We start from the raw sequence: 22,375 nt of genomic DNA, 5'->3' as shown, positions 1-22,375 counted from the left end.
GGGTCAGACGACAACTGTGTCGACTGACCCAGCGCATTCGCGAGCAAGCCCGCTCCCACATTTGTTTTGTGTATGGCTGATAACCCGATCAGCCAACTTACTGGGTATGGCTATCACCCCAGGTTATCGCCGGATACGCATAAGTGATTATCCGCAGTCCCCGGGCGCTGGCTAAAGTCGGCCCATCGAATGCCCGAGCCCCTCCATCAAAAGGCTCTGCGCACACGACCAACAATGACAAGAAGCCGACAGCCCAAGGAACTGTATTCATGAAAATCAAAGCGATCCGTACCCGCGTTTTCGAGTGGAAAGGCAAAGTCGTGCCACCCCAGGCGCACTTCTGCACCAACGCCAGCGACATCCTGTTCGAACGTGGCGACGCCATGGGCTCGTTCCGTTTCCACGGCTGGCTGGTGGTGGAAGTCGAGACCGACACCGGCCTCGTCGGCATCGGTAACTGCGCCCTGGCGCCGCGTGTGGCCAAGGAAATCATCGACACCTACCTGGCACCGATCGCCATCGGCGAAGACCCCTTCGACAACGAATACATCTGGCAGAAAATGTACCGCCAGAGCCACGCCTGGGGCCGCAAGGGCATCGGCATGGCGGCGATCTCGGCGATCGACATCGCCATCTGGGACATCATGGGCAAAGCGGTGAACAAGCCGGTGTTCAAACTGCTCGGCGGGCGCACCAAGGAAAAGATCTGGACCTACGCGTCCAAGCTCTACGCCAACGACAACCTCGACCTGTTCCTCGAAGAAGCCCAGGGTTACCTGAACCAGGGTTTCACCGCGCTGAAAATGCGTTTCGGCTACGGTCCGAAAGACGGTCCGGCAGGTATGCGCCGCAACATCGAACAAGTGCGCGCCCTGCGTGAGCTGGCCGGTCCCGACGTCGACATCATGCTCGAATGCTACATGGGCTGGACCCTGGAATATGCCCGGCGCATGTTGCCGAAACTGGCCGAATTCGAACCGCGCTGGCTCGAAGAACCGGTAATCGCCGACGACATCGAAGGCTACATCGAGCTGAAGAAGATGGGGATCATGCCAATCTCCGGCGGCGAGCACGAGTTCACCTCCTACGGTTTCAAGGACCTGCTGGAACGCCGCGCCGTCGACGTCATCCAGTACGACACCAACCGCGTCGGCGGCATCACCGCCGCGCGCAAGATCAACGCCATGGCCGAAGCCTGGTCGGTGCCGGTCATCCCCCATGCCGGGCAGATGCACAACTATCACCTGACCATGTCCACCACCGCCTCGCCGATGGCCGAGTTCTTCCCGGTGTTCGACGTCGAGGTCGGCAACGAACTCTTCTACTACGTATTCAAGGGCGAGCCGCAACCTGTCAACGGCTACATCCAGCTGGATGACAACAAGCCGGGCCTGGGCCTGGAAATCTCCGATGAGTACCTGAGCGATTTCAACATCATCGAATGACCTTCAAGCGCCGCATTCGAGCGGCGTTCGGATGACTGATCGGAGACACAACATGCACCTGATTCAATTTGAAAACACTGACCGCGAGCGCCAGGTCGGCCTGGTCGCCGGGGCGCAGATTCTGGTGGTGCGCGATACTCGCAGCACCCGTGAACTCGCGCTGGCGGCGATTCGTGCGCAACGCAATCTGCAAGAAGAAGTCGCCTTGCGCGGTACCGAACCGGGACCGGATTACGCGACGCTGTTGCAGCAGGGCAAAGTACTGCCACCGCTGGACCACGAAGACCCCGCTCACTGCCTGATCAGCGGCACCGGTCTGACCCATCTGGGCAGTGCCGCGACCCGGGACAAGATGCACCAGCACGACGGCGAAGTCGAAGCCGGCATGACCGACACCATGCGCATGTTCAAGTGGGGGTTGGAAGGCGGTAAACCGGCGGCAGGGCAGGTCGGTGCGCAGCCGGAGTGGTTCTACAAGGGCGACGGCAGCATCGTCGTGCGTCCCGGTGCGGATTTCCCGGTGCCGCCGTTTGCCGAGGATGCCGGTGAAGAACCTGAGCTGACCGGCCTGTATGTAATCGGCGACGACGGCCAGCCATACCGTGTCGGTTTTGCGCTGGGCAACGAGTTCTCCGACCACGTCATGGAGCGGCGCAATTATCTGTACCTCGCCCATTCGAAACTGCGCAGTTGCTCCTACGGTCCGGCGCTGCGTGTCGGTGAATTGCCCAGGCATCTGGTGGGCACCAGCCGCATCAAGCGTAACGGGCAAACGATCTGGGAAAAGGAGTTTCTCAGCGGCGAAGACAACATGTGCCACAGCCTGGCCAACCTGGAATTCCACCACTTCAAATACGCGCAGTTTCTGCGACCCGGCGATGTCCACGTGCACTACTTCGGCACCGCCACGCTGTCGTTTGCCGACGGGGTGAAAACCCAACCGGGGGATCGCTTCCAGATCAGTCTCGATGAGTTCGGTGAGCCGTTGGTCAACGGCATCGGAGAAAGCGCCCAGCCGCTTGGCATCGGTCAGGTGCGTACGCTGTAGGAGCGAGCTTGCTCGCGATGGACTCAAGAGCGCCGCACAAATCTTCGGCTAGCCAGACGATCAAGGAATCACTCATGACCACATTATCTGGACACAACTACATCGGCGGCCGCCGCAGTGCCAACGGTACGCTGCAGCTGCAAAGCCTCGACGCCACCACTGGCGAGCCGTTGCCCCAAACCTTCGTCCAGGCCAGCGAAGCCGAGGTGGATGCTGCCGCGAAAGCGGCGGCTGCGGCGTACCCGGTCTATCGCAACCTGAGTGCGGAAAAACGTGCGCGGTTCCTCGATGCCATTGCCGATGAAATCGACGGGCTGGGTGATGAGTTCGTCGCCACCGTGTGCCGCGAAACCGCGTTGCCGGCCGGGCGTATTCAAGGTGAGCGCGGACGCACCAGCGGCCAGTTACGCCTGTTCGCCAAGGTGCTGCGTCGCGGCGATTTCTATGGTGCGCGCATTGACCGGGCATTGCCGGATCGTCAGCCGTTGCCGCGTCCGGATCTGCGCCAGTACCGCATCGCCATCGGACCGGTAGCGGTGTTCGGTGCCAGCAACTTCCCGCTGGCATTTTCCACTGCCGGTGGCGATACCGCCTCGGCACTGGCTGCCGGTTGCCCGCTGGTGTTCAAGGCCCACAGCGGGCACATGGCAACCGCCGAGTGGGTGGCTGACGCGATCATCCGCGCGGCGGAAAAAACCGCTATGCCGGCCGGTGTGTTCAACATGATTTATGGTGGCGGTGTCGGCGAATGGCTGGTCAAGCATCCGGCGATTCAGGCGGTGGGCTTCACCGGTTCGCTCAAGGGCGGCAATGCCCTGAGCCACATGGCGGCGACCCGGCCACAACCGATCCCGGTGTTCGCCGAGATGTCGAGCATCAACCCGGTGTTCCTGCTGCCCGAAGCCCTCAAGGTGCGCGGCGAGCAGATCGCGGCGCAATTGGCCGGTTCGGTGACCCTGGGCTGCGGGCAGTTCTGCACCAATCCGGGCTTGGTCATTGCTGTGCGCTCGCCGCAGTTCAGTGCTTTTCTTGAGACATTCTGCGCCCACATGAACCAACAACCGGCGCAAACCATGCTCAACGCCGGTGCGCTGGCCAGCTACGGCCGGGGCCTTGGTGAACTGCACGAGCATCCGGGCCTGACCCACCTGGCGGGCCGGCCGCAACAGGGCAATCAGGCGCAGCCGCAGGTGTTCAAGGCCGATGTCAGCCTGTTGCTCAAGGGCGATGAGTTGCTGCAGGAGGAAGTGTTCGGGCCGACCACCATCGTCATTGAGCTCGAGGACCAGGCACAGTTGGCGGCAGCGTTGCAGGGCCTGCGCGGGCAATTGACGGCGACGCTGATTGGTGAGGCGAACGAATTACTGGAGCACCGCTGGCTGGCTGAATTGCTGCAAGAAAAGGTCGGACGGATCTTGCTCAACGGCTATCCGACCGGGGTTGAAGTCTGCGAGGCCATGGTGCATGGCGGGCCGTATCCGGCGACATCCGACTCGCGGGGCACCTCGGTGGGCACCCTGGCTATCGACCGCTTCCTGCGGCCGGTGTGCTTCCAGAATTATCCGGATGCATTGCTGCCCGAGGCGTTGCAGAACGGCAATCCGCTGGGGATTCGGCGGTTGGTGGATGGGGAGGTGAGTGCTTCGGCCTTGTGATTGTCGGTGTCTGGGCTGACGCCATCGCGAGCAAGCTCGCTCCCACGCTGGATCTGTTGTGAACGCATAATTTGTGAACACTCTGATCAAATGTGGGAGCGGGCTTGCCCGCGAAGGCGTCATCCGCAACGCCACAACACTACCGGCCAGCCACCAAACCCGGTTTCACCGCCGCCGGCTTCAACACCAACCACAACGCCAGCGCAATCAACATCCCGCCATAGACATGCGCCATCGACAATGGCTCATCAAGAAACAACGCCCCCCACAGCACGCCGAACAGCGGGATCAAAAAGGTCGTAGTCATCGATTTCACCGGGCCAATCGAGCTCAGGAGGCGGAAGTAAATAATGTACGCAAACGCCGTGCATCCCAGACCCAACCCCAGCAACGAGAGCCAGACACTCCAGCCGCCCCAGGTCGCGGGTGGTTGGCTGATCACGCTGTAGCCGAACAGCGGCAGCAGGAACAACGTCGCGCCAAGCATGCTGCCCACTGCCGACAAACGGCTGTCGAGACCACCGGCCTGATCGAGCCAGCGGCGGGCCAGAAACCCCGCAAATCCATAGCAGGTGGTCGCGAGCAGGCAGGCGACGGCACCCATCAGCAGTTCCAAATCGAACGCCACCGGACCGGCACGGGTCAGCACGCCCACGCCGAACAGCCCCAGGAACACGCCGCCGAGTTTGGCGCCAGTGAGCCTTTCATGGAAAAACAGGCCGCCGATCAGCACGCCCATCAAGGGTGTCGTGGCATTGAAAATCGACGAGTAACCGGCTGGTAGCACCTGCGCAGCCACCGAATAGAGCGTCGCCGGAATCCCGGAGTTGATCACCCCGAGCAGCATCACGGTCTTGAGTTTGCCCTTGAAGTCCCAACTGATGCGCATCAGGCCGAGAATCACCAGCAGTCCGGCAGCGGCGATCGATACACGGAAAAAAGCGGTAGGAATGCTGCCGATCGCCGGGGCGATGATACGCATGAACAGAAAACTGGCCCCCCAAATGGCCGCCAGGGACAGTAAACGGAAAATATCGACGGGGTTCACAGCGCGGTCCTTCCTTGGGGGAGGGGCGAAAGTGTTGCTGAGTGTGTGATCGATGGCAACCGAAAACCGGGCATTTAATTCACCCGGAAAATTACGCTTCTCCTGCACCCGGTTCACTGGCTAAGCTCAAGCCTCCCGAATTCCCGCAGAGGTCTCACCATGCCGCAGCAATGGCCAGCCGCCGACATCGCCCGCTTGATCCTCGATGGCTTTGACGATTACCGCGAGCATTTTCGCCAGATCACTGACGGCGCCCGGGCCCGCTTCGAACAGGCCAAGTGGCAGGAAACGCAGACGGCGTCGGCGGCACGGATCAATCTGTATGAAGACAAGGTCGGTGAAACGGTGGAGCGACTGCGCACCGCGTTTGACGCCGACACCCTGGACGTCAGCTGCTGGCCGCTGGTCAAAAACGCCTACATCAGCCTGATCGACCTGCGCTTCGACGATGAACTGTCCGAGACCTGGTACAACTCGATCTTCTGCGGACTGTTCAGCCATGACCTGATCAGCGACGGCTGCATGTTCATCCACACCACCCGGCCAAGCCTGCGCCGCGCCCGGGCCGCGCAAACCCGCACCTACAAGCCGCAAGGCCAATTGTCGGCGATGCTCGCCAGCATCTTCGCCGACTACCGTTTCAGTGAGGATTACGCCGACCTGGCCGGTGACCTGAAGCGCCTCGAAGCGCAGTTGCGCGATAACCTGCCGGATTGGGTGTGCAAGGATCCGGAGCTGAGCGTCGAGCTGTTTTCCTCGGTGCTGTACCGCAATAAAGGCGCGTACCTGGTGGGGCGCATCTACACCGCCGACGAGCAATGGCCGCTGGCAATTCCATTGCTGCACCTGGAGGGTCGCGGCATCCAGATCGATGCGCTGATCACCGATGAAGCAGACGTGTCGATCATCTTCTCGTTCACCCGCTCGTATTTCATGGTGGATGTGCCGGTGCCGGCGGAGTTCATCGGCTTTCTGCGGCGCATCCTGCCGGGCAAGCACATTGCCGAGCTGTACACCTCGATCGGCTTCTACAAGCACGGCAAGTCGGAGTTCTACCGGGCACTGATCAATCACCTGGCCAATACCGACGACCAGTTCATCATGGCCCCCGGCGTGCGCGGCATGGTCATGAGCGTGTTCACCCTGCCGGGTTTCAACACCGTGTTCAAAATCATCAAGGACCGTTTCTCGCCCTCGAAAAACGTCGACCGCGCCACGGTGATCGAAAAGTACCGCCTGGTGAAAAGCGTCGACCGGGTCGGGCGCATGGCCGATACCCAGGAGTTCGCCGACTTCCGTTTCCCCCTGAGCAAGTTCGATCCGGCGTGCCTGGAGGAACTGCTGGAAGTCGCACCGTCCACAGTGTCGGTGGAAGACGATACGGTGCTGATCCGTCACTGCTGGACCGAGCGCCGCATGACCCCGCTGAACCTCTACCTGGAGAACGCCAACGAGGCGCAGGTGCGCGAGGCCCTGGAAGACTATGGGCTGGCGATCAAGCAACTGGCGGCGGCCAACATCTTTCCCGGCGACATGCTGCTGAAGAACTTCGGGGTGACCCGTCACGGTCGGGTGGTGTTCTACGACTACGACGAGATCTGCTTCCTCACCGAGGCCAATTTCCGCCACATCCCGTTGCCACGTACACCCGAAGATGAAATGGCGTCCGAACCGTGGTACTCGATCGGGCCACTGGACGTGTTCCCGGAAGAGTTTCCACCGTTCCTGTTTGCCGATTCGGGGCAACGCAAGTTGTTCGATCAGTTGCATGGCGAGTTGTACAACGCTGATTACTGGACGAGCCTGCAGGAAGCGATTCGGGCGGGGAAGGTGATTGATGTGTTTCCGTATCGGCGCAAGGGTCTCGATAACGAGTAACGTCGTAGCGCAACTGCCCTGTGGCGAGGGGGCTTGCCCCCGTTCGGCTGCGAAGCAGTCGTAATCCTGACGCCGCAATTTATCTGATGCGCCGTGGTGACAGGTTCTGGGGCCGCTCCGCGACCCAACGGGGGCAAGCCCCCTCGCCACAGGGACAGGTAAATCTGCGACAATCCGCACCCTGCGCCACTAGACGACTGAATTGCGTACCCGATGACCGACGAATCGCCCTCCATCGACAAACTGCTGAAAAACCTCGATCACGCCATGCTCGCCGACCGCCACCGGCTGCGGCGGCAGTTGCTTGAGCTGCGCAAGAAACCCGACGAGGCCAGGCTGGGCCAGTGGGTGACGCGGATGCAGGCGTCCTGTGAGCAGGTACTGGCGCGCAAGGCCAGCCTGCCGGTGATCCGTTACGACGACAGCCTGCCAATCGCCGCCAAGCGCGACGAAATCAAAAAGGCGCTGGAAAAGCATCAGGTGCTGATCATCGCCGGTGAGACCGGCTCGGGTAAAACCACCCAGTTGCCGAAGATCTGCCTGGAAATCGGCCGCGGCCAGCACGGCCTGATCGGCCACACCCAGCCCCGCCGGATCGCTGCGCGCAGCGTCGCCAGCCGGGTCGCCGAAGAACTCGGTACACCGCTGGGCGCGTTGGTCGGCTATCAGGTGCGATTCGAGGATCAGAGTGATTCCAGCACCCTGATCAAACTGATGACCGACGGCATCCTGCTGGCGGAAACCCAGAATGATCGTTATCTGGAACGCTACGACACGATCATCGTCGACGAGGCCCACGAACGCAGCCTCAACATCGACTTCCTGCTCGGCTACCTGAAAACCCTGCTGCCGCGCCGTCCCGACCTGAAAGTCATCATCACTTCGGCAACCATCGACCTGGAGCGTTTCTCCAAGCACTTCGATGACGCGCCGATTGTCGAGGTATCCGGCCGCACCTACCCGGTGGACACCTGGTATCGCCCGCTGACGCTTGAGCAGGACGAAGAGGGCAACCGCGTCGAGGACGACCTGACGGTGGATCAGGCGATCCTTGCCACCCTCGACGAAATCGCCGCCTACGAGCGCAGCGAACGCCGCAGCCCCGGTGACGTGCTGGTGTTCCTGCCCGGTGAACGCGAGATTCGCGACGCCGCCGACATGCTGCGCAAGGCTCAGCTCAAGCACACCGAAATCCTGCCGTTGTACGCGCGGTTGTCGCCGGCCGAGCAACAGCGGATTTTCCAGTCTCACCCAGGCCGTCGCGTGGTTCTGGCGACCAACGTCGCGGAAACCTCGCTGACCGTGCCGGGCATTCGCTACGTGATCGACAGCGGCACTGCGCGCATCAGCCGCTACAGCTACCGGGCCAAGGTCCAGCGCCTGCCCATCGAAGCCATTTCCCAGGCCAGCGCCAACCAGCGTAAAGGCCGGTGCGGACGGGTCGAGCCGGGCATCTGCGTGCGCCTGTACAGCGAAGAGGATTTCCTCGGTCGTCCGGAATTTACCGATCCGGAGATCCTGCGCACCAACCTCGCGGCGGTCATCTTGCAGATGCTGCATCTGCGCCTCGGCGAGGTCACCGCATTCCCGTTCATCGAGCCACCGGATGGCAAGGCCATCAGCGACGGTTACAACCTGCTGCAAGAACTTTCGGCGGTGGACCGCAACAGCCAGCTGACTCCGCTCGGTCGCCAACTGGCGCGGCTGCCGGTGGACCCGCGCATGGGCCGCATGCTGCTGGAAGCGGCGAAGCTCGGCAGCCTGCAGGAAGTGCTGATCGTCGCCAGCGCCATGTCGATCCAGGACCCGCGCGAGCGTCCGCCGGAGCGTCAGCAAGCGGCGGATCAGGCCCACGCCCAGTGGAAAGACGCCGACTCGGACTTCGCCGGGCTGGTCAATCTGTGGCGTGGTTTCGAAGAGCAGCGCCAGGCGCTGACGGCCAGTCCGCTGCGTAACTGGTGCCGCAAGAATTTCCTCAATTACCTGCGCCTGCGCGAGTGGCGCGACTCCCATCGCCAATTGAGCCTGATCTGCCGCGACATGCAGCTGAGCCTCAATAAAGAGCCGGCGGACTATCCGAAACTGCACAAAGCGGTGCTGGTGGGGTTGCTGAGCCAGATCGGCCAGAAAACCGAAGAGGGCGATTACCTTGGCGCCCGTCAGCGGCGCTTCTGGATTCACCCGTCGTCGGGAATCGGCAAAAAACGCCCGCAATGGTTGATGACCGCCGAACTGGTGGAAACCACCAAGCTCTACGCGCGTATGGTCGCCAAGATCGATGCCGACTGGATCGAGCCGCTGGCCGGGCACTTGATCAAGAAGAACCACTTCGAGCCCCACTGGGAGAAGAAGCGCGGTCAGGTCGTGGCGTTCGAGCAGATCACCCTGTTCGGGTTGATCGTGGTCGGGCGCCGGCCGGTGCATTACGGCCCGGTGGATCCGGTGGTTTCACGCGAGTTGTTTATCCGCGAAGCACTGGTACGCGGCGAGATCCAGTCGAAAGCCAAGTGCCTGACCGCCAACAAACAGCTGCTGGAACAACTCGACGAACTGGAAGCCAAGGCCCGCCGTCGCGATATTCTCGCCGACGAAGAAACCCTGTACGCCTTCTACGATGCACGGCTGCCGGCGGAGATCCATCAGACCGCGACCTTCGACAGCTGGTACCGGATCAACAGCCAGAAAGACCCGCAGCTGCTGATCATGCGCGAAGAAGACGTGCTGGCCCGCGAAGCCAGTGAAGTCACCGCCCAGCATTACCCGGATACGCTGCATATCGGCGATCTGGAATTAGCCCTCAGCTACCACTTCGAACCGAATCACCCGCGCGACGGCGTGACCCTGCGCGTGCCGGCACCGCTGTTGCCGATGCTGCCACCGGAACGCCTGGAATGGTTGGTGCCGGGCGTCATCGAAGCCAAGTGCATTGCCCTGGTGCGCAACCTGCCCAAGGCCTTGCGCAAGAATTTCGTACCGGTGCCGGACTTCGTCAAGGCGGCCTTGCAGCGCATGACCTTTGCCGAGGGCTCGCTGCCTCAGGCCTTGGGTCGCGAACTGCTGCGCATGACCGGTGCCCGCGTCAGCGATGAAGCCTGGAGCGAAGCCGCGCAGCAGGTCGAAAGTCATCTGCGGATGAACCTGGAAATCGTCGACGCCCAGGGCAAGTTCCTCGGCGAAGGTCGCGATCTGGCCGAGCTCACCGCGCGTTTCGCCGAGGCCAGCCAGGCTGCATTGGCGGTGCCGCAAACCGCGAAGAGCCAGCAACCGGTGGAGCCGAAAGTGTTTGCCGCCGTGGCCGAGAAAACCCAACAGAAGATCGCCGGACTGTCGATGACGGTGTATCCGGCGCTGGTGGAAGAGGCGGGCACGGTCAAGGAAGGACGTTTCTCCACCCCGGCCGAAGCCGAGTTCCAGCATCGCCGTGCCCTGCAACGCTTGCTGATGCAGCAACTGGCTGAGCCTGCGAAGTTCCTGCGCGGCAAGTTGCCGGGCCTGACCGAGCTGGGCCTGCTGTACCGCGACATGGGACGGGTCGATGCGCTGGTGGAAGACATTCTGCTGGCCAGCCTCGACAGCTGCATTCTCGAAGGTGAAGACCCGCTGCCCCGTGACGGCGCCGGTCTGGCGTCCCTGGCCGAGCGCAAGCGTGGCGCCTGGACCGAGCACGCCGAACGTGTGGCGAAGCTGACCCTGGAAATCCTCAAGCTCTGGCATGGCCTGCAAAAGCGCTTCAAGGGCAAGATCGATCTCGCCCAAGCCGTGGCCCTGAACGACATCAAGCAGCAGCTCAGCTACCTGGTCTATCCGGGGTTTGTCCGGGAAACGCCGATGCAGTGGCTCAAGGAGTTGCCGCGTTACCTCAAGGCGATCGAACAGCGCTTTGAAAAAATCGGTGCCCAGGTGCAGCGCGACCGGGTCTGGAGCGGCGAATTGAGCGGCCTGTGGACGCAATACCAGACCCGCGCCAGCAAACACGCCCAGGAAGGCAAGCGCGATCCGCAGCTGGAGTTGTATCGCTGGTGGCTGGAGGAATACCGGGTTTCGCTGTTTGCGCAACAGTTGGGAACCAAGGTGCCTATCTCCGACAAGCGGCTGAACAAGCAGTGGAGTCAGGTAGAGGCCTGACACAATCCCTGTAGGAGCGAGCTTGCTCGCGATGGTCGTCAACGATAACGCTGGGAACCTGACACCCCACGGCGTTCTCTAGTCCATCGCGAGCAAGCTCGCTCCTACAAGTATTGCGTTGCTCTCGCAAAAGGCGCCAAAACCCAAGGTTTATGGCAAACTTCGCGACCATAAACGCCAGTTTCGCGACCTAGAGCCTTCGACCCGGTTGCGAGCAGGAATAAAGCGATGCCAGGTTTGCGTCCCCCGGATGGGAATAGACCCTTTGTGTATTGGTACGACGGTGCCAATGCTTTCTGCCTGAACAGATTAGAGACACGACCATGCATAATGTCGTCATCAGCGGCACCGGCCTGTACACCCCGGCCAATAGCATTTCCAACGAAGAGCTGGTGCAGTCTTTCAATACTTACGTCGCGCAATTCAACGCCGACAACGCCGATGCCATTGCGCGCGGTGAAGTGGAGGCATTGACCGAATCCAGCGCCGCGTTCATCGAAAAAGCCTCGGGCATCAAGAGCCGCTTTGTCATGGACAAGGATGGCATCCTCGACCCGCAGCGCATGGCCCCACGCCTGCCGGAGCGCTCCAACGACGAGTGGTCGGTGCTGTGCCAGATGGCCATCGGCGCGGCCGAACAAGCCTTGCAGCGCGCCGGCAAGACCGCCGCGGACATCGACGGCGTGATCGTCGCCTGTTCCAACCTGCAGCGCGCCTACCCGGCCATTGCCATCGAAGTCCAGGAAGCGCTGGGCATCCAGGGTTTCGGTTTCGACATGAACGTGGCGTGCTCCTCGGCGACCTTCGGTATCCAGACCGCCGCCAACAGCGTGCAGCTGGGCCAGGCCCGGGCGGTCCTGATGGTCAACCCGGAAGTCTGCACCGGCCACCTGAACTTCCGTGACCGCGACAGCCACTTCATCTTCGGTGACGCTGCCACCGCGGTGATCATCGAGCGTGCTGACCTGGCGACGTCCAAGTACCAGTTCGACATCGTCAGCACCAAGCTGCTGACCAAGTTCTCCAACAACATCCGCAACAACTTCGGCTTCCTCAACCGCGCGGCGGAAGAGGGCATCGGTGCCAAGGACAAACTGTTCGTGCAGGAAGGCCGCAAGGTGTTCAAGGAGGTCTGCCCGTTGGTTGCCGAGCTGATCGGTGAGCATCTGCAGGAAAACCAGCTCAACGTCAGCGACGTGAAGCGCTTCTGGCTGCACCAGGCCAACCTCAGCATGAACCACCTGATCGTCAAGAAACTGCTGGGTCGCGACGCCACCGAACAGGAAGCGCCGGTGATTCTCGACACCTACGCCAACACCAGTTCCGCCGGTTCCGTGATTGCGTTCCACAAGAACCAGGACGATCTGGCTGCAGGTTCGCTGGCCGTGCTCAGCTCGTTCGGTGCCGGTTATTCGATTGGTAGCGTGTTGCTGCGCAAGCGCTGAAATTGTTTTAACTGTCGTAGCTGCGATTTTTTTGGCAGGGCTTTTGTGGCGAGGGGGCTTGCCCCCGTTCGGCGACGAAGTCGACGTAGAACAGGCTGATACGGTATGTCTGTCAAATTGCAGTGGCCGGGTTTGGGATCGCTTCGCGATCCAACGGGGGCAAGCCCCCTCGCCACAATGAATATGTGCAGGCGGGGATATGAAAACAGCCCGGCGTTGATGTGTCGGAGGATGATGGGGACCGATACATCAAAGCCAGGCTGTAAAAGCGTCCCGGGCTTCCTTGCCCGAGTCGTATAGCGGGGTGAATCAGAACTTGGCTTCGGCATCCAGTTGCAGGGTGTTGATGTCCGAATCGGTTTTCTTGATGTTGGCGTTGGTCTGGTCCGAGGTCGCCATGTAGTAGGTCGCGCCCAGGGTGAAGTTCTTGTCCAGTTCGTAGCTCACTTTCAGCTTGCTGCCGCGCGAACCGGTGAAGCCGTTGGCGAAGTCGGAGTCGGTGAAGGCGCCCACCACAGCGTTACGCTGTACGTCGCGGTAGTTGTAGTCCACGCCGAAGCCGTAGAGCTTGGTCTTGACACCGGCCAACCAGCCAGTGTCCTGGTCGTTGCTGGCATCGGCGTTGTTGACGTACTGACCGTACAGCGACAGCGGTACTGGCAGGTTGGAGAAGTCCAGCTGGCCAAAGCCTTCGTACAGTTTGAACTGTTCGCCCGGGCTGTTGCCGTTGACGGCCAGTGCGCACGGCGTGGTGACGGTGCCGCTGGTAGGGCAGGCGCTGCTGTCATCGTTGTCGTAGGCGTAGAGACTGCCGCCCAAGGTCATTTTCATGCTGTCGGTGATGGCGAAGCGACCACCCAACTGGCCGGCATACAGGCGCAGGTCGTGCTTGAACTGCACGCCTTCACCGTCGACGTTGTCCTTGAGGGTGTAGTGACCGGCGCTGCCGAACAGCTCGGTGCTGCCGCTCAGCGGGTACTTGTAGGTAACGGCCAGACCTTCCGGGCTGATGTCGCTATCCCAGATGATGTCGCCCATGCTCACCCATTGTTGCGGCATCTTGCCGCCAACCAGGTGCAGGTTCTTGATCGCGTCCGGGTGGTAGTCGACGTAACCCTGGTCCAGCCAGATCTGCTTCTTGTCGAAGTAGTTGTCCAGGCTCTGGTTGGTGGATCGAGCGTCGTCGTTGTTGCCGGTGGCGATACGGATACCGGTGTCGACTTGCGGGTTGATTTCGGTGTAGGCACCCAGGCGGGCACGAATGCGCTGACGGTCCTGGTCTTTGTTGTTGGATACGCCATCGTTGTGCACGGTTTCCTGACGGAAGCGCACGTCGCCCTTGAACTGGGTCTTGGCAGCCCAGGCCAGTTTCTGGTCGAAAGCGCTCAGTGTGTCGGTTTTCTTCGCGGTGGCCGCGATTTGCTCGTTGGTCTCTTGCTGAGCCTGACGGGCGATCTGCTGTTCTTTCTGATCCCTGGCCAGCTCGGCTTGCAGTTCGCTGTACTGCGCGCTGGTGATCGAGCCGTTAGCCTTGAGCATGTCGAGCAGTTTGGCGTCGACTGCGGCACTGGCCGGAACACTCATGGCCAGCAACAGGCCACCGCACAAGGCCGCCGCAGTTTTCGTGGAAGCAAGACGCATATCAATCTCCGAAGATGAGAGGGGATGACAGAGCCATCCGGGACACAACCGACCATAAGGGGGCGGAAAACAGTGGCCGGGTATAACCCGGCGCTCTAAAAACAGGCGCCAGTATCGCGATGGTTTATTACAGGGCGGTGGCAATGTGATGTCATGTCGATGACGATACAAAGCTGCCGTGAACTATTGAGTTAGAGCGCTGTCGTCGTTTTGCCCGTGTGCATTGCAGAGCGATAGGCGATACTCGCGGGGCTTTCACGCCATGAAGAGTGAGGATGGTGATGCCGTTGCAACGCCTGCAAAAACTGTCAGAAATCGCCCCGCAGACGTGGGATGCACTGGTGCCCGAGACTCAGCCTTTTCTGCGTCACGCCTTTTTGAGCGCACTGGAAGACAGCGGCAGCGTCGGACCCCATACCGGCTGGCAGCCCGAGCATTTATTGCACGTCGAAGGGGATCGACTGATCGCCGCGCTGCCCGGTTATCGCAAGTGGCATTCCTATGGCGAGTACGTGTTCGATCACGCCTGGGCCGATGCCTGTGAACGTGCCGGCATCGACTACTACCCCAAGCTGTTGAGCGCGGTGCCGTTCAGTCCGGTCACCGGGCCGCGGCTGTTGGCGGCCACGGTCGAAGACGGCTTCGAGTTGTTGAAAAGCCTGCCGGGCTACCTGGAGCTTGAAGGGCTCTCCAGTGCCCACATCAATTTCACCGATCCGTTTACCGACGCGGCACTGAGCGAGCAACCGGGCTGGCTGCAGCGCGTTGGCTGTCAATACCACTGGCAGAATCGCGGCTACCGGGATTTCCAGGACTTCCTCGACGTTCTCAGTTCGCGCAAGCGCAAACAGATGCGCAAGGAGCGCGAGCAGGTGGCCGGCCAGGGCTTCGAATTCGAATGGCTGGAGGGGCGGGAACTGAGCCAGGCGCAATGGGATTTCGTCTATGCCTGCTACGCCAATACGTACGCGGTGCGCCGGCAAGCGCCGTACCTGACGCGGGAGTTTTTCAGCCTGCTGGCCGAGCGCATGCCGGAGTCGATTCGCGTGGTGCTGGCCAAACAGGATTCAAGGCCGGTGGCGATGGCGTTCAGTCTGGTGGGGGGCGACAGCTTTTATGGCCGTTACTGGGGATGCCTGGCAGAGTTCGATCGCCTGCATTTCGAGACCTGTTTCTACCAGGGCATGGACTATGCCATTGCCAACGGTTTCCAGCGTTTCGATGCCGGAGCCCAGGGCGAGCACAAACTGATTCGCGGATTCGAGCCAGTCATTACGCATTCCTGGCACTACTTGCGGCATTCGGGATTGAAAGCTGCGGTGAAAGACTTCCTGGAGCAGGAGCGGCTGGGGGTGCTGGCTTATGCAGAGGATGCGAAGTCAGCCTTGCCTTATCGACAAGGCTGAACTTCAGCGTGTCAGCTTTCTTCCTTGCCCAGCCAGCGATACAGCACGCCACCGACCACTGCACCCAGTAGCGGCGCGACCCAGAACATCCACAGTTGTTGAATCGCCCAGCCGCCGACGATCAGCGCCGGGCCGGTGCTGCGCGCCGGGTTGACTGAAGTGTTGGTGACCGGGATCGAGATCAGGTGGATCAGCGTCAGCCCCAGGCCGATGGCAATGGGTGCCAGTCCTGCCGGTGCACGTTTGTCGGTGGCGCCGAGGATGATCAGGATGAACATCGCGGTCATCACCAGTTCACAGACAAACCCTGCCGCCATCGAATAGCCGCCAGGCGAGTGTTCGCCGTAGCCGTTGGACGCCAGGCCTCCCGCCAGTTCGAAACCGGGTTTGCCGCTGGCAATGAAGTACAGCAGCGCGGCGGCAATCACACCGCCAATGACCTGGGCAATGATGTAGGCCGGCAATTCCTTGGCCGGAAACCGTCCACCCACCACCAGGCCGAGGGATACCGCGGGGTTGAGATGACAACCGGAAATATGGCCAATGGCAAAAGCCATGGTCAGCACTGTCAGGCCAAACGCAAAGGACACCCCGAGCAGGCCGATCCCCACCTCCGGAAAAGCCGCCGCCAACACTGCGCTGCCGCAACCACCCAACACCAGCCAGAACGTACCAACCAACTCAGTCGCCGAACGTTTTAACAGAGACATAGGAGAGTGCCCTTTCGAGATTATGCTGCCTTTAGCATCCAGCTGATGGACTGCAGAACCATCTCCAGAACGTTGAAGTCAGTACAGCACGGTTTTTTCAGAATTCCAGCAGGCACAAAAAACCGCCAGGGCCCGTTGTTCGCGGGTCCTGGCGGTTTTCTAAAATTTTTCGGCTTCACTGGGACCCTGTGGGAGCGAGCTTGCTCGCGATAGCGGCGGACCAGACAACATTGCTGTCGATTGACACTCCGTCATCGCGAGCAAGCTCGCTCCCACAGGGATTGGTGTGTTGATCAAGGGATCAATCGATCCCGACAAACCCACCGGTCTGGTGTTGCCACAACCGCGCATACAAACCGCCATGGGCGAGCAGCTCGGCGTGGGTTCCGGTTTCGGCGATCTTGCCGTTTTCCAGCACCACCAGCCGGTCCATCCGGGCGATGGTCGAGAGCCGGTGAGCAATGGCGATCACGGTTTTGCCCTGCATCAGGGTCTCGAGACTTTCCTGGATCGCTGCTTCGACTTCCGAGTCCAGTGCCGACGTGGCCTCATCCATGATCAGGATCGGCGCGTCCTTGAGCAGTACCCGGGCGATGGCGATGCGCTGGCGCTGGCCGCCGGAGAGTTTCACCCCGCGCTCACCGACGTGGGCATCGAAACCGGTACGGCCTTCAGCGTCCGACAACGAAGGAATGAAACCGTCAGCCCGGGCCTTGTGCACCGCTTCCCAGAGTTGGGCGTCGGTGGCGTCGGGTTTGCCATACAGCAGGTTGTCACGGATCGAGCGGTGCAGCAGCGAGGTGTCTTGGGTAATCATGCCGATGCGTTCGCGCAGGCTTTCCTGGCTGACGTCGGCGATGTTCTGGCCGTCGATCAGGATGCGTCCGCCTTCGACGTCGTACAGGCGCAGCAGCAGGTTCACCAGGGTTGACTTGCCGGCGCCGGAAGGGCCGATCAGGCCGATTTTCTCGCCAGCCTTGATGCTCAGGTTGAGGTCGCCGATGATCCCGCTCTGCTTGCCATAGTGGAAATCCACCTGTTCGAAGCGTACTTCGCCGCGGGCCACCGCCAGGGGTTTGGCCTGGTCGCGGTCGGTGACGCTGACCGGTTGCGAGATGGTCTGCAGACCGTCCTGCACCATGCCGATGTTTTCGAAAATGCCGGTCACCACCCACATGATCCAGCCGGACATGTTGACGATGCGGATCACCAGGCCGGTGGCCAGGGCAATCGCCCCGACGCTGATCAACGACTGCGTCCACAACCACAGGGCCAGGCCGGTGGTGCAGACGATCAGCAAGCCGTTCATGCTGGTGATGACCACGTCCATGCTGGTGACGACACGGCCAGCCAGTTGCGCCTTTTCGGTCTGTTCCTTGATCGCTTCGCGGGCGTATTGCTGCTCGAAGTTGGTGTGGGCGAACAATTTCAGGGTGGTGATGTTGGTGTAGCCGTCGACAATCCGCCCCATGAGTTTGGAGCGCGCATCGGACGCCACCACCGAGCGATCCTTGACCCGTGGCACGAAGTAACAGAGGGCGCCGATGAAGGCGAAGATCCAGGTCAGCAGCGGGATTATCAGGCGCCAGTCGGCTTCGGCGAACAGCACCAGGGAACTGATGGCGTAGATCAGCACATGCCACAACGCATCCACGGCTTGCACGGCGGAATCGCGCAGTGAGTTGCCGGTTTGCATGATGCGTTGGGCGATGCGCCCGGCGAAGTCGTTCTGGAAAAAATTCAGGCTCTGCTTGAGCACGTAGCTGTGGTTCTGCCAGCGGATCATGCTGGTCATGCTGGGGCTCAGGGTCTGGTGCACCAGCAGGTCATGCAGGCCCACGAAGATGGGGCGCAGCACCAGCGCAACCACCACCATCCAGGTCAGTTCGAGGGCGTGATCCTGGAACAGATTGATGTTCGGCGTGCCTTGGGCCAGGTCGATGATACGGCTCAGGTAGCTGAACAACGCCACCTCGATCAACGCACCAATCAGGCCGACGATCAGCAGGGCGGCGAAGCTCGGCCAGACCTGCTTGAGGTAATAAGTGTAGAAAGGGAAAACCCGGTCCGGCGGAGACGCCGTCGGTGCTTCGCGGAAAACATCGATCAGTTTTTCAAAGCGGCGATAAAGCATTGGTTGTTCGCCCGCGAGCGGGCTCTCCTTTTAACGTTTTGAGCGTTGCCGGCAAACACCGGCAACGGCTCGGACATCCTTGTCCAGCTTAGTCTCAGTCGATGCGCTTGGCTGACTTGATGAACACCGGATCGGCCGGCACGTCGCGCATACCGTTTTTGCTGGTGGTAGGCGTGTTGACGATGATATCGACCACGTCCATGCCCTTGACCACTTTGGCGAACACGGCGTAGCCGGCGTCGCGACCCGGATCAAGGAAATCGTTGTCCTTGACGTTGATGAAGAACTGGCTGGTGGCCGAGTCAGGATCGGAGGTGCGAGCCATCGACAGCGTGCCACGCACGTTATGCAGGCCGTTGCTGGCTTCGTTCTTGATCGGGTCCTTGGTCGGTTTCTGCTGCATCGAGGAGGTGAAACCACCGCCCTGGGCCATGAACCCCGGGATTACCCGGTGGAAAATCGTGTTGTTGTAGAAACCACTGTCGACGTACGCAAGGAAGTTCTTGGTACTGATCGGGGCCTTGACCGGGTCCAGTTCGATTTCGATCTGGCCGTTGGTGGTGTCCAGCAGCACATGCGGTGCCTTTTCCGGCGTCGCGGCCATCAGGTTGGCGGCAAACAGGACGGTGCCTGCGGCGAGGGCGATTTTTTTCAGCATGGGTCAGTGATCCTGAGTGGTGGTGTCGACTGCGGTCAGAAACTCCAGCAGCGCCTGGTTGAAGTGTTCCGGCTGGTCCAGCGGCGTGGCGTGGCGTGAATCGGCGATCACCACCAGCCGCGCGTCGGGCAGCAGTTTTACGTAGTTTTCCTTCAGCGCCACCGGTGTGTAGTCACGGTCGGCGCTGACGATGAGGGTTGGACAGGTGACCTTCGAAAGTCGTTCCTGGACTCCCCAGCCGACAATGGCATTGAAGCTGGCGAGATAAGCATGTTTGTCGTTTTTTGCCCAGCGTTCGGCCATTTTTTGTCGCAAATCGGCCTGCTCGGGTTTGGGGAACAGCTTGCCGCCCAGTGCCTTGCCAATGGTGCGCAGGCTGAGTGCGTGCGTCAGGCTCCAGCGCTTGAACCACTGCCAGTAGTCATCGCGGCTGCGCAACTTGACCTCGGGCGCGCTGTTGACGATGCACAGGCTCTTGAGCAGTTGCGGCTGATCCACGCCCAGCTGGAAGCCGATCATGCCGCCCATGGACAGGCCGACATAGTGTGCCGGACCGAGATTGAGGTGTTCGATCAGTGCAATCAGGTCAGCGCTGAATCCGGCGATGCTGTAGCGCTCCCGGGGCTTGTCCGAACGGCCGTGACCACGCACATCCGGGACGATCACCCGGTAGCGGGTGGCAAGTGCCGGGATCTGTTTTTCCCAGTCCAGGGTGCTGGAGCCGAGGCCGTGGACCAGCAGCAGCGGCGTGCCGTGACCATATTCCTCATAGTGCAGGTTGCAACCTTCGTGTTCGAAATAGGCCATGCATACACTCCGTGTCAGGCTTGTTCGGGGGCGGCGAACGGTGCGTCCAATGGTGCGGTGTCAAACGTACGCAGCAGTTCGATGAGAATCTGCGTGGCCGGTCCCAGCGGTTTGTCCTTGTTCGAATACAGGTAAAAGCTCGGGTTACGGCTGCCGCCCTGATCCAACGGTAGCAGCTTGAGCGTACCTTCCTTGAGTTCCCGTTCGATCAAGTGCCGGGGCAGCCAGGCAAACCCCAGACCGCTGCTGACGAACGTCGCGGCGGTGGCCAGGCTGCCGACGGTCCAGCGCTGTTCGGCACCGAGCCAGCCGACGTCCCGTGGTTGCTGGCGGCCCGAGTCGCGGATCACCACTTGCATCTGGCTTTCCAGGTCCTGGAAGCTCAGTTCGCGGTTGAGCCGGTGCAGGGGATGCTCCGGGTGGGCGACAGCGACGAACTCGACGTCACTCAATTCCGCGCCCAGGTAACCGGGAATACTGAAACCCGTGATGGCCAGGTCGGCCACGCCTTCGAGCAGGACTTCCTCCACACCCGACAGCACTTCCTCGCGCAGGCGCACCCGGCAGCCACGGCTTTGCGGCATGAACGCGGTCAAGGCGCGGACGAGGCGGGCACTCGGGTAGGCAGCGTCGACCACCAGGCGCACTTCGGCTTCCCAGCCCTGCTCCATGTGATGGGCCAGGTCTTCGAGTTGACTGGCCTGTTTCACCAGTTGCCGGGAGCGGCGCAACAGAACGCCGCCGGCTTCGGTCAGCACGGCTTTGCGCCCGTCGATGCGCAGCAAGGGTACGCCGAGCTGATCCTGCATGCGGGCCACGGTGTAGCTGACTGACGATTGCGAGCGATGCAGCGCCTCGGCGGCTTGGGCGAAACCACCGTGATCGACCACGGCCTGCAGCGTTCGCCATTGATCGAGGGTCACGCGGGGCGCTTTCATGTTGAACTCCTCTTGTCCTAAGCTGGCAGCCCTAATTGGAGGCTGCTGAATGAAAAAATTCTGTTGTGTGCTGCTGGCGCTGCTGCCGCTGACGGCGATGGCTTACCCGATCGATGTGAAAAAAGACCTCAACGGCATGAAGATCGATTACCAGACCTACGACACGGATAACGACATCGGCTCCATCCAGGTGGCCAACTACGGCGACGTCGATGCGAGCTGCAAGGTCGTTTTCATCAATGGCCCGGAAGCACCGCGTACCCGCAAGATCGATGTACCGGCCGGCAAGCACAAAAATGCAACCGCCAAATTCACCCGCAGCATCATCAAGCTGCGCATCGAGCTGACCTGCACCCCGAAATGAACTCAACCCCCTGTGGGAGCGGGCTTGCTCGCGAAGGCGGTGTGTCATTCAACGTTGCTGTCGACTGACAGGGCCTATTCGCGAGCAAGCCCGCTCCCACGGGAGCATGGTTTGCTTATAAACGAATTTATTGATGGGTTATAGCAGTTATTTGCGCTTTTTCATCGATATGACTCTGTTTAACCTTCACTCCATCGACCTACAGCATTCTCAGATGGAGGCTACATCCCATGTCCCGCGTTCTGATCATCGAAAGCAGTGCCCGTCAGCAAGACTCGGTTTCCCGCCAACTGACCCAGACGTTCATCAGCCAGTGGAAAGCCGCTCACCCGAATGACCAGATCACCGTCCGGGACCTGGCCGTCAAGCCGGTGCCGCATCTGGACATCAACCTGCTGGGTGGCTGGATGAAACCCGCCGAGCAGCGCAGCGACATCGAACAGGCGTCCCTGGAACGCTCCAACCAGTTGACCGATGAATTGCTCGCCGCCGATGTGCTGGTCATGGCCGCGCCCATGTACAACTTTGCGATCCCCAGCACCCTGAAAGCCTGGCTCGACCATGTACTGCGTGCCGGTGTGACCTTCAAGTACACCGAAACCGGTCCCCAAGGCCTGCTCAGTGGCAAGCGTGCGTATGTGTTGACGGCTCGCGGCGGCATCTATGCCGGTAGCACTGCCGATCACCAGGAACCGTACCTGCGCCAGGTCATGGGTTTCATCGGCATCCACGACGTGACGTTCATCCACGCCGAAGGCATGAACCTGGGTGGCGACTTCCAGGAGAAAGGCCTGAACCAGGCGAACGCCAAGCTTTCGCAAGTGGCCTGACCAGTTAATCGCCAGATAATCGCTGGATGGTCTAGTGACCTGGCGCAACCCTTCAAGCCTGTACGCGCATCGAACCTCCCTTCGCACTTGTTGCTCCTGAGTGCTCTGGCCCGATTGAACGCTTTAGCGAGATCGGGCTTTTTTTTGCCTGCGATTTAACCAACACCGACAACCCCCTGTGGGAGCGGGCTTGCTCGCGAAAGCGGTGTGTCAGGCAACAATGGTATCGACTGACACGACGCT

At 60.9% G+C, this 22,375-nt stretch carries 16 protein-coding genes; 9 read left to right on the top strand and 7 right to left on the bottom strand.

Features of this window, described 5'->3' with window-relative positions; all coding sequences use genetic code 11:
• Nucleotides 1-269: 269 nt before the first annotated feature.
• From KGB20_RS22575 to KGB20_RS22565, 3 genes are all read left to right on the top strand, one after another.
• Complete coding sequence (locus tag KGB20_RS22575) at nt 270-1,445, top strand: L-rhamnonate dehydratase (RefSeq protein WP_007972458.1); 1,176 nt, start codon at nt 270-272, stop codon at nt 1,443-1,445.
• A 52-nt stretch (nt 1,446-1,497) separates the two neighbouring features.
• On the top strand, nt 1,498-2,493 hold the full coding sequence (gene araD1, locus KGB20_RS22570; protein ID WP_150814862.1) for an AraD1 family protein: 996 nt from the start codon (nt 1,498-1,500) through the stop codon (nt 2,491-2,493).
• A 74-nt stretch (nt 2,494-2,567) separates the two neighbouring features.
• Nucleotides 2,568-4,148, top strand: coding sequence for an aldehyde dehydrogenase (NADP(+)) (locus tag KGB20_RS22565; protein ID WP_154946942.1), 1,581 nt, complete (start codon nt 2,568-2,570; stop codon nt 4,146-4,148).
• A 139-nt stretch (nt 4,149-4,287) separates the two neighbouring features.
• Here the strand turns inward: KGB20_RS22565 and KGB20_RS22560 are convergent, their stop codons facing one another.
• Nucleotides 4,288-5,196 (bottom strand): DMT family transporter, encoded by a 909-nt coding sequence (locus tag KGB20_RS22560; RefSeq protein WP_154946941.1) that lies wholly within the window; start codon nt 5,194-5,196, stop codon nt 4,288-4,290.
• Between the two features lie 159 nt (nt 5,197-5,355).
• Here KGB20_RS22560 and aceK point away from each other — a divergent pair, with 159 nt between their 5' ends.
• From aceK to KGB20_RS22545, 3 genes are all read left to right on the top strand, one after another.
• Nucleotides 5,356-7,074 carry a bifunctional isocitrate dehydrogenase kinase/phosphatase gene (gene aceK / locus KGB20_RS22555; RefSeq protein WP_223533006.1) on the top strand — a complete coding sequence of 573 codons (1,719 nt, stop codon included), beginning with the start codon at nt 5,356-5,358 and terminating at the stop codon, nt 7,072-7,074.
• A 213-nt stretch (nt 7,075-7,287) separates the two neighbouring features.
• The gene (gene hrpA, locus KGB20_RS22550; protein ID WP_154946940.1) at nt 7,288-11,199 is read left to right on the top strand and encodes an ATP-dependent RNA helicase HrpA; all 3,912 of its coding nucleotides are present in this window, start codon (nt 7,288-7,290) and stop codon (nt 11,197-11,199) included.
• Between the two features lie 323 nt (nt 11,200-11,522).
• Nucleotides 11,523-12,644 (top strand): beta-ketoacyl-ACP synthase III, encoded by a 1,122-nt coding sequence (locus tag KGB20_RS22545; protein ID WP_057715981.1) that lies wholly within the window; start codon nt 11,523-11,525, stop codon nt 12,642-12,644.
• 309 nt (nt 12,645-12,953) lie between these two features.
• On the opposite strand, the gene KGB20_RS22540 is transcribed toward KGB20_RS22545, so the two are convergent.
• Complete coding sequence (locus KGB20_RS22540; protein ID WP_057715980.1) at nt 12,954-14,285, bottom strand: putative porin; 1,332 nt, start codon at nt 14,283-14,285, stop codon at nt 12,954-12,956.
• A gap of 281 nt (nt 14,286-14,566) precedes the next feature.
• Here KGB20_RS22540 and KGB20_RS22535 point away from each other — a divergent pair, with 281 nt between their 5' ends.
• Nucleotides 14,567-15,691, top strand: coding sequence for a GNAT family N-acetyltransferase (locus tag KGB20_RS22535; RefSeq protein WP_154910896.1), 1,125 nt, complete (start codon nt 14,567-14,569; stop codon nt 15,689-15,691).
• 11 nt (nt 15,692-15,702) lie between these two features.
• On the opposite strand, the gene aqpZ is transcribed toward KGB20_RS22535, so the two are convergent.
• The 5 genes from aqpZ to KGB20_RS22510 form a co-directional block, all read right to left on the bottom strand.
• A complete protein-coding gene (gene aqpZ, locus KGB20_RS22530; protein WP_090453724.1) occupies nt 15,703-16,401 on the bottom strand; it encodes an aquaporin Z in 699 nt (232 codons plus the stop codon).
• Between the two features lie 301 nt (nt 16,402-16,702).
• On the bottom strand, nt 16,703-18,535 hold the full coding sequence (locus KGB20_RS22525; RefSeq protein WP_150813363.1) for an ABC transporter ATP-binding protein: 1,833 nt from the start codon (nt 18,533-18,535) through the stop codon (nt 16,703-16,705).
• Between the two features lie 94 nt (nt 18,536-18,629).
• Nucleotides 18,630-19,193: a peptidylprolyl isomerase gene (locus KGB20_RS22520; RefSeq protein ID WP_090453726.1), complete on the bottom strand. Its 564-nt coding sequence runs from the start codon at nt 19,191-19,193 to the stop codon at nt 18,630-18,632.
• 3 nt (nt 19,194-19,196) lie between these two features.
• Nucleotides 19,197-20,000 carry an alpha/beta fold hydrolase gene (locus KGB20_RS22515; protein WP_154946939.1) on the bottom strand — a complete coding sequence of 268 codons (804 nt, stop codon included), beginning with the start codon at nt 19,998-20,000 and terminating at the stop codon, nt 19,197-19,199.
• Between the two features lie 14 nt (nt 20,001-20,014).
• The gene (locus KGB20_RS22510; RefSeq protein WP_007972479.1) at nt 20,015-20,938 is read right to left on the bottom strand and encodes a LysR family transcriptional regulator; all 924 of its coding nucleotides are present in this window, start codon (nt 20,936-20,938) and stop codon (nt 20,015-20,017) included.
• Nucleotides 20,939-20,987: 49 nt separating this feature from the next.
• Here KGB20_RS22510 and KGB20_RS22505 point away from each other — a divergent pair, with 49 nt between their 5' ends.
• Nucleotides 20,988-21,302, top strand: a complete 315-nt coding sequence (locus KGB20_RS22505; protein ID WP_057715974.1) for a hypothetical protein — start codon at nt 20,988-20,990, stop codon at nt 21,300-21,302.
• 230 nt (nt 21,303-21,532) lie between these two features.
• On the top strand, nt 21,533-22,132 hold the full coding sequence (locus tag KGB20_RS22500) for an FMN-dependent NADH-azoreductase (protein WP_046043697.1): 600 nt from the start codon (nt 21,533-21,535) through the stop codon (nt 22,130-22,132).
• The last annotated feature ends 243 nt before the right edge of the window (nt 22,133-22,375 follow it).

Origin of the sequence: Pseudomonas sp. BF-R-30, from assembly GCF_019956175.1 — a bacterium.
Taxonomy (GTDB): Bacteria; Pseudomonadota; Gammaproteobacteria; order Pseudomonadales; family Pseudomonadaceae; genus Aquipseudomonas; species Aquipseudomonas jessenii.
Note: the sequence above shows the minus strand (reverse complement) of the source record. Positions and strands in the feature narration are given on the sequence as shown.

Coding starts and splice junctions, on each gene's coding strand:
- KGB20_RS22575 (WP_007972458.1), top strand. CDS start 270: ATGAAAATCAAAGCGATCCGTACCCGCGTTTTCGAGTGGAAAGGCAAA.
- araD1 (WP_150814862.1), top strand. CDS start 1,498: ATGCACCTGATTCAATTTGAAAACACTGACCGCGAGCGCCAGGTCGGC.
- KGB20_RS22565 (WP_154946942.1), top strand. CDS start 2,568: ATGACCACATTATCTGGACACAACTACATCGGCGGCCGCCGCAGTGCC.
- aceK (WP_223533006.1), top strand. CDS start 5,356: ATGCCGCAGCAATGGCCAGCCGCCGACATCGCCCGCTTGATCCTCGAT.
- hrpA (WP_154946940.1), top strand. CDS start 7,288: ATGACCGACGAATCGCCCTCCATCGACAAACTGCTGAAAAACCTCGAT.
- KGB20_RS22545 (WP_057715981.1), top strand. CDS start 11,523: ATGCATAATGTCGTCATCAGCGGCACCGGCCTGTACACCCCGGCCAAT.
- KGB20_RS22540 (WP_057715980.1), bottom strand. CDS start 14,285: ATGCGTCTTGCTTCCACGAAAACTGCGGCGGCCTTGTGCGGTGGCCTG.
- KGB20_RS22535 (WP_154910896.1), top strand. CDS start 14,567: ATGCCGTTGCAACGCCTGCAAAAACTGTCAGAAATCGCCCCGCAGACG.
- aqpZ (WP_090453724.1), bottom strand. CDS start 16,401: ATGTCTCTGTTAAAACGTTCGGCGACTGAGTTGGTTGGTACGTTCTGG.
- KGB20_RS22525 (WP_150813363.1), bottom strand. CDS start 18,535: ATGCTTTATCGCCGCTTTGAAAAACTGATCGATGTTTTCCGCGAAGCA.
- KGB20_RS22520 (WP_090453726.1), bottom strand. CDS start 19,193: ATGCTGAAAAAAATCGCCCTCGCCGCAGGCACCGTCCTGTTTGCCGCC.
- KGB20_RS22515 (WP_154946939.1), bottom strand. CDS start 20,000: ATGGCCTATTTCGAACACGAAGGTTGCAACCTGCACTATGAGGAATAT.
- KGB20_RS22510 (WP_007972479.1), bottom strand. CDS start 20,938: ATGAAAGCGCCCCGCGTGACCCTCGATCAATGGCGAACGCTGCAGGCC.
- KGB20_RS22505 (WP_057715974.1), top strand. CDS start 20,988: ATGAAAAAATTCTGTTGTGTGCTGCTGGCGCTGCTGCCGCTGACGGCG.
- KGB20_RS22500 (WP_046043697.1), top strand. CDS start 21,533: ATGTCCCGCGTTCTGATCATCGAAAGCAGTGCCCGTCAGCAAGACTCG.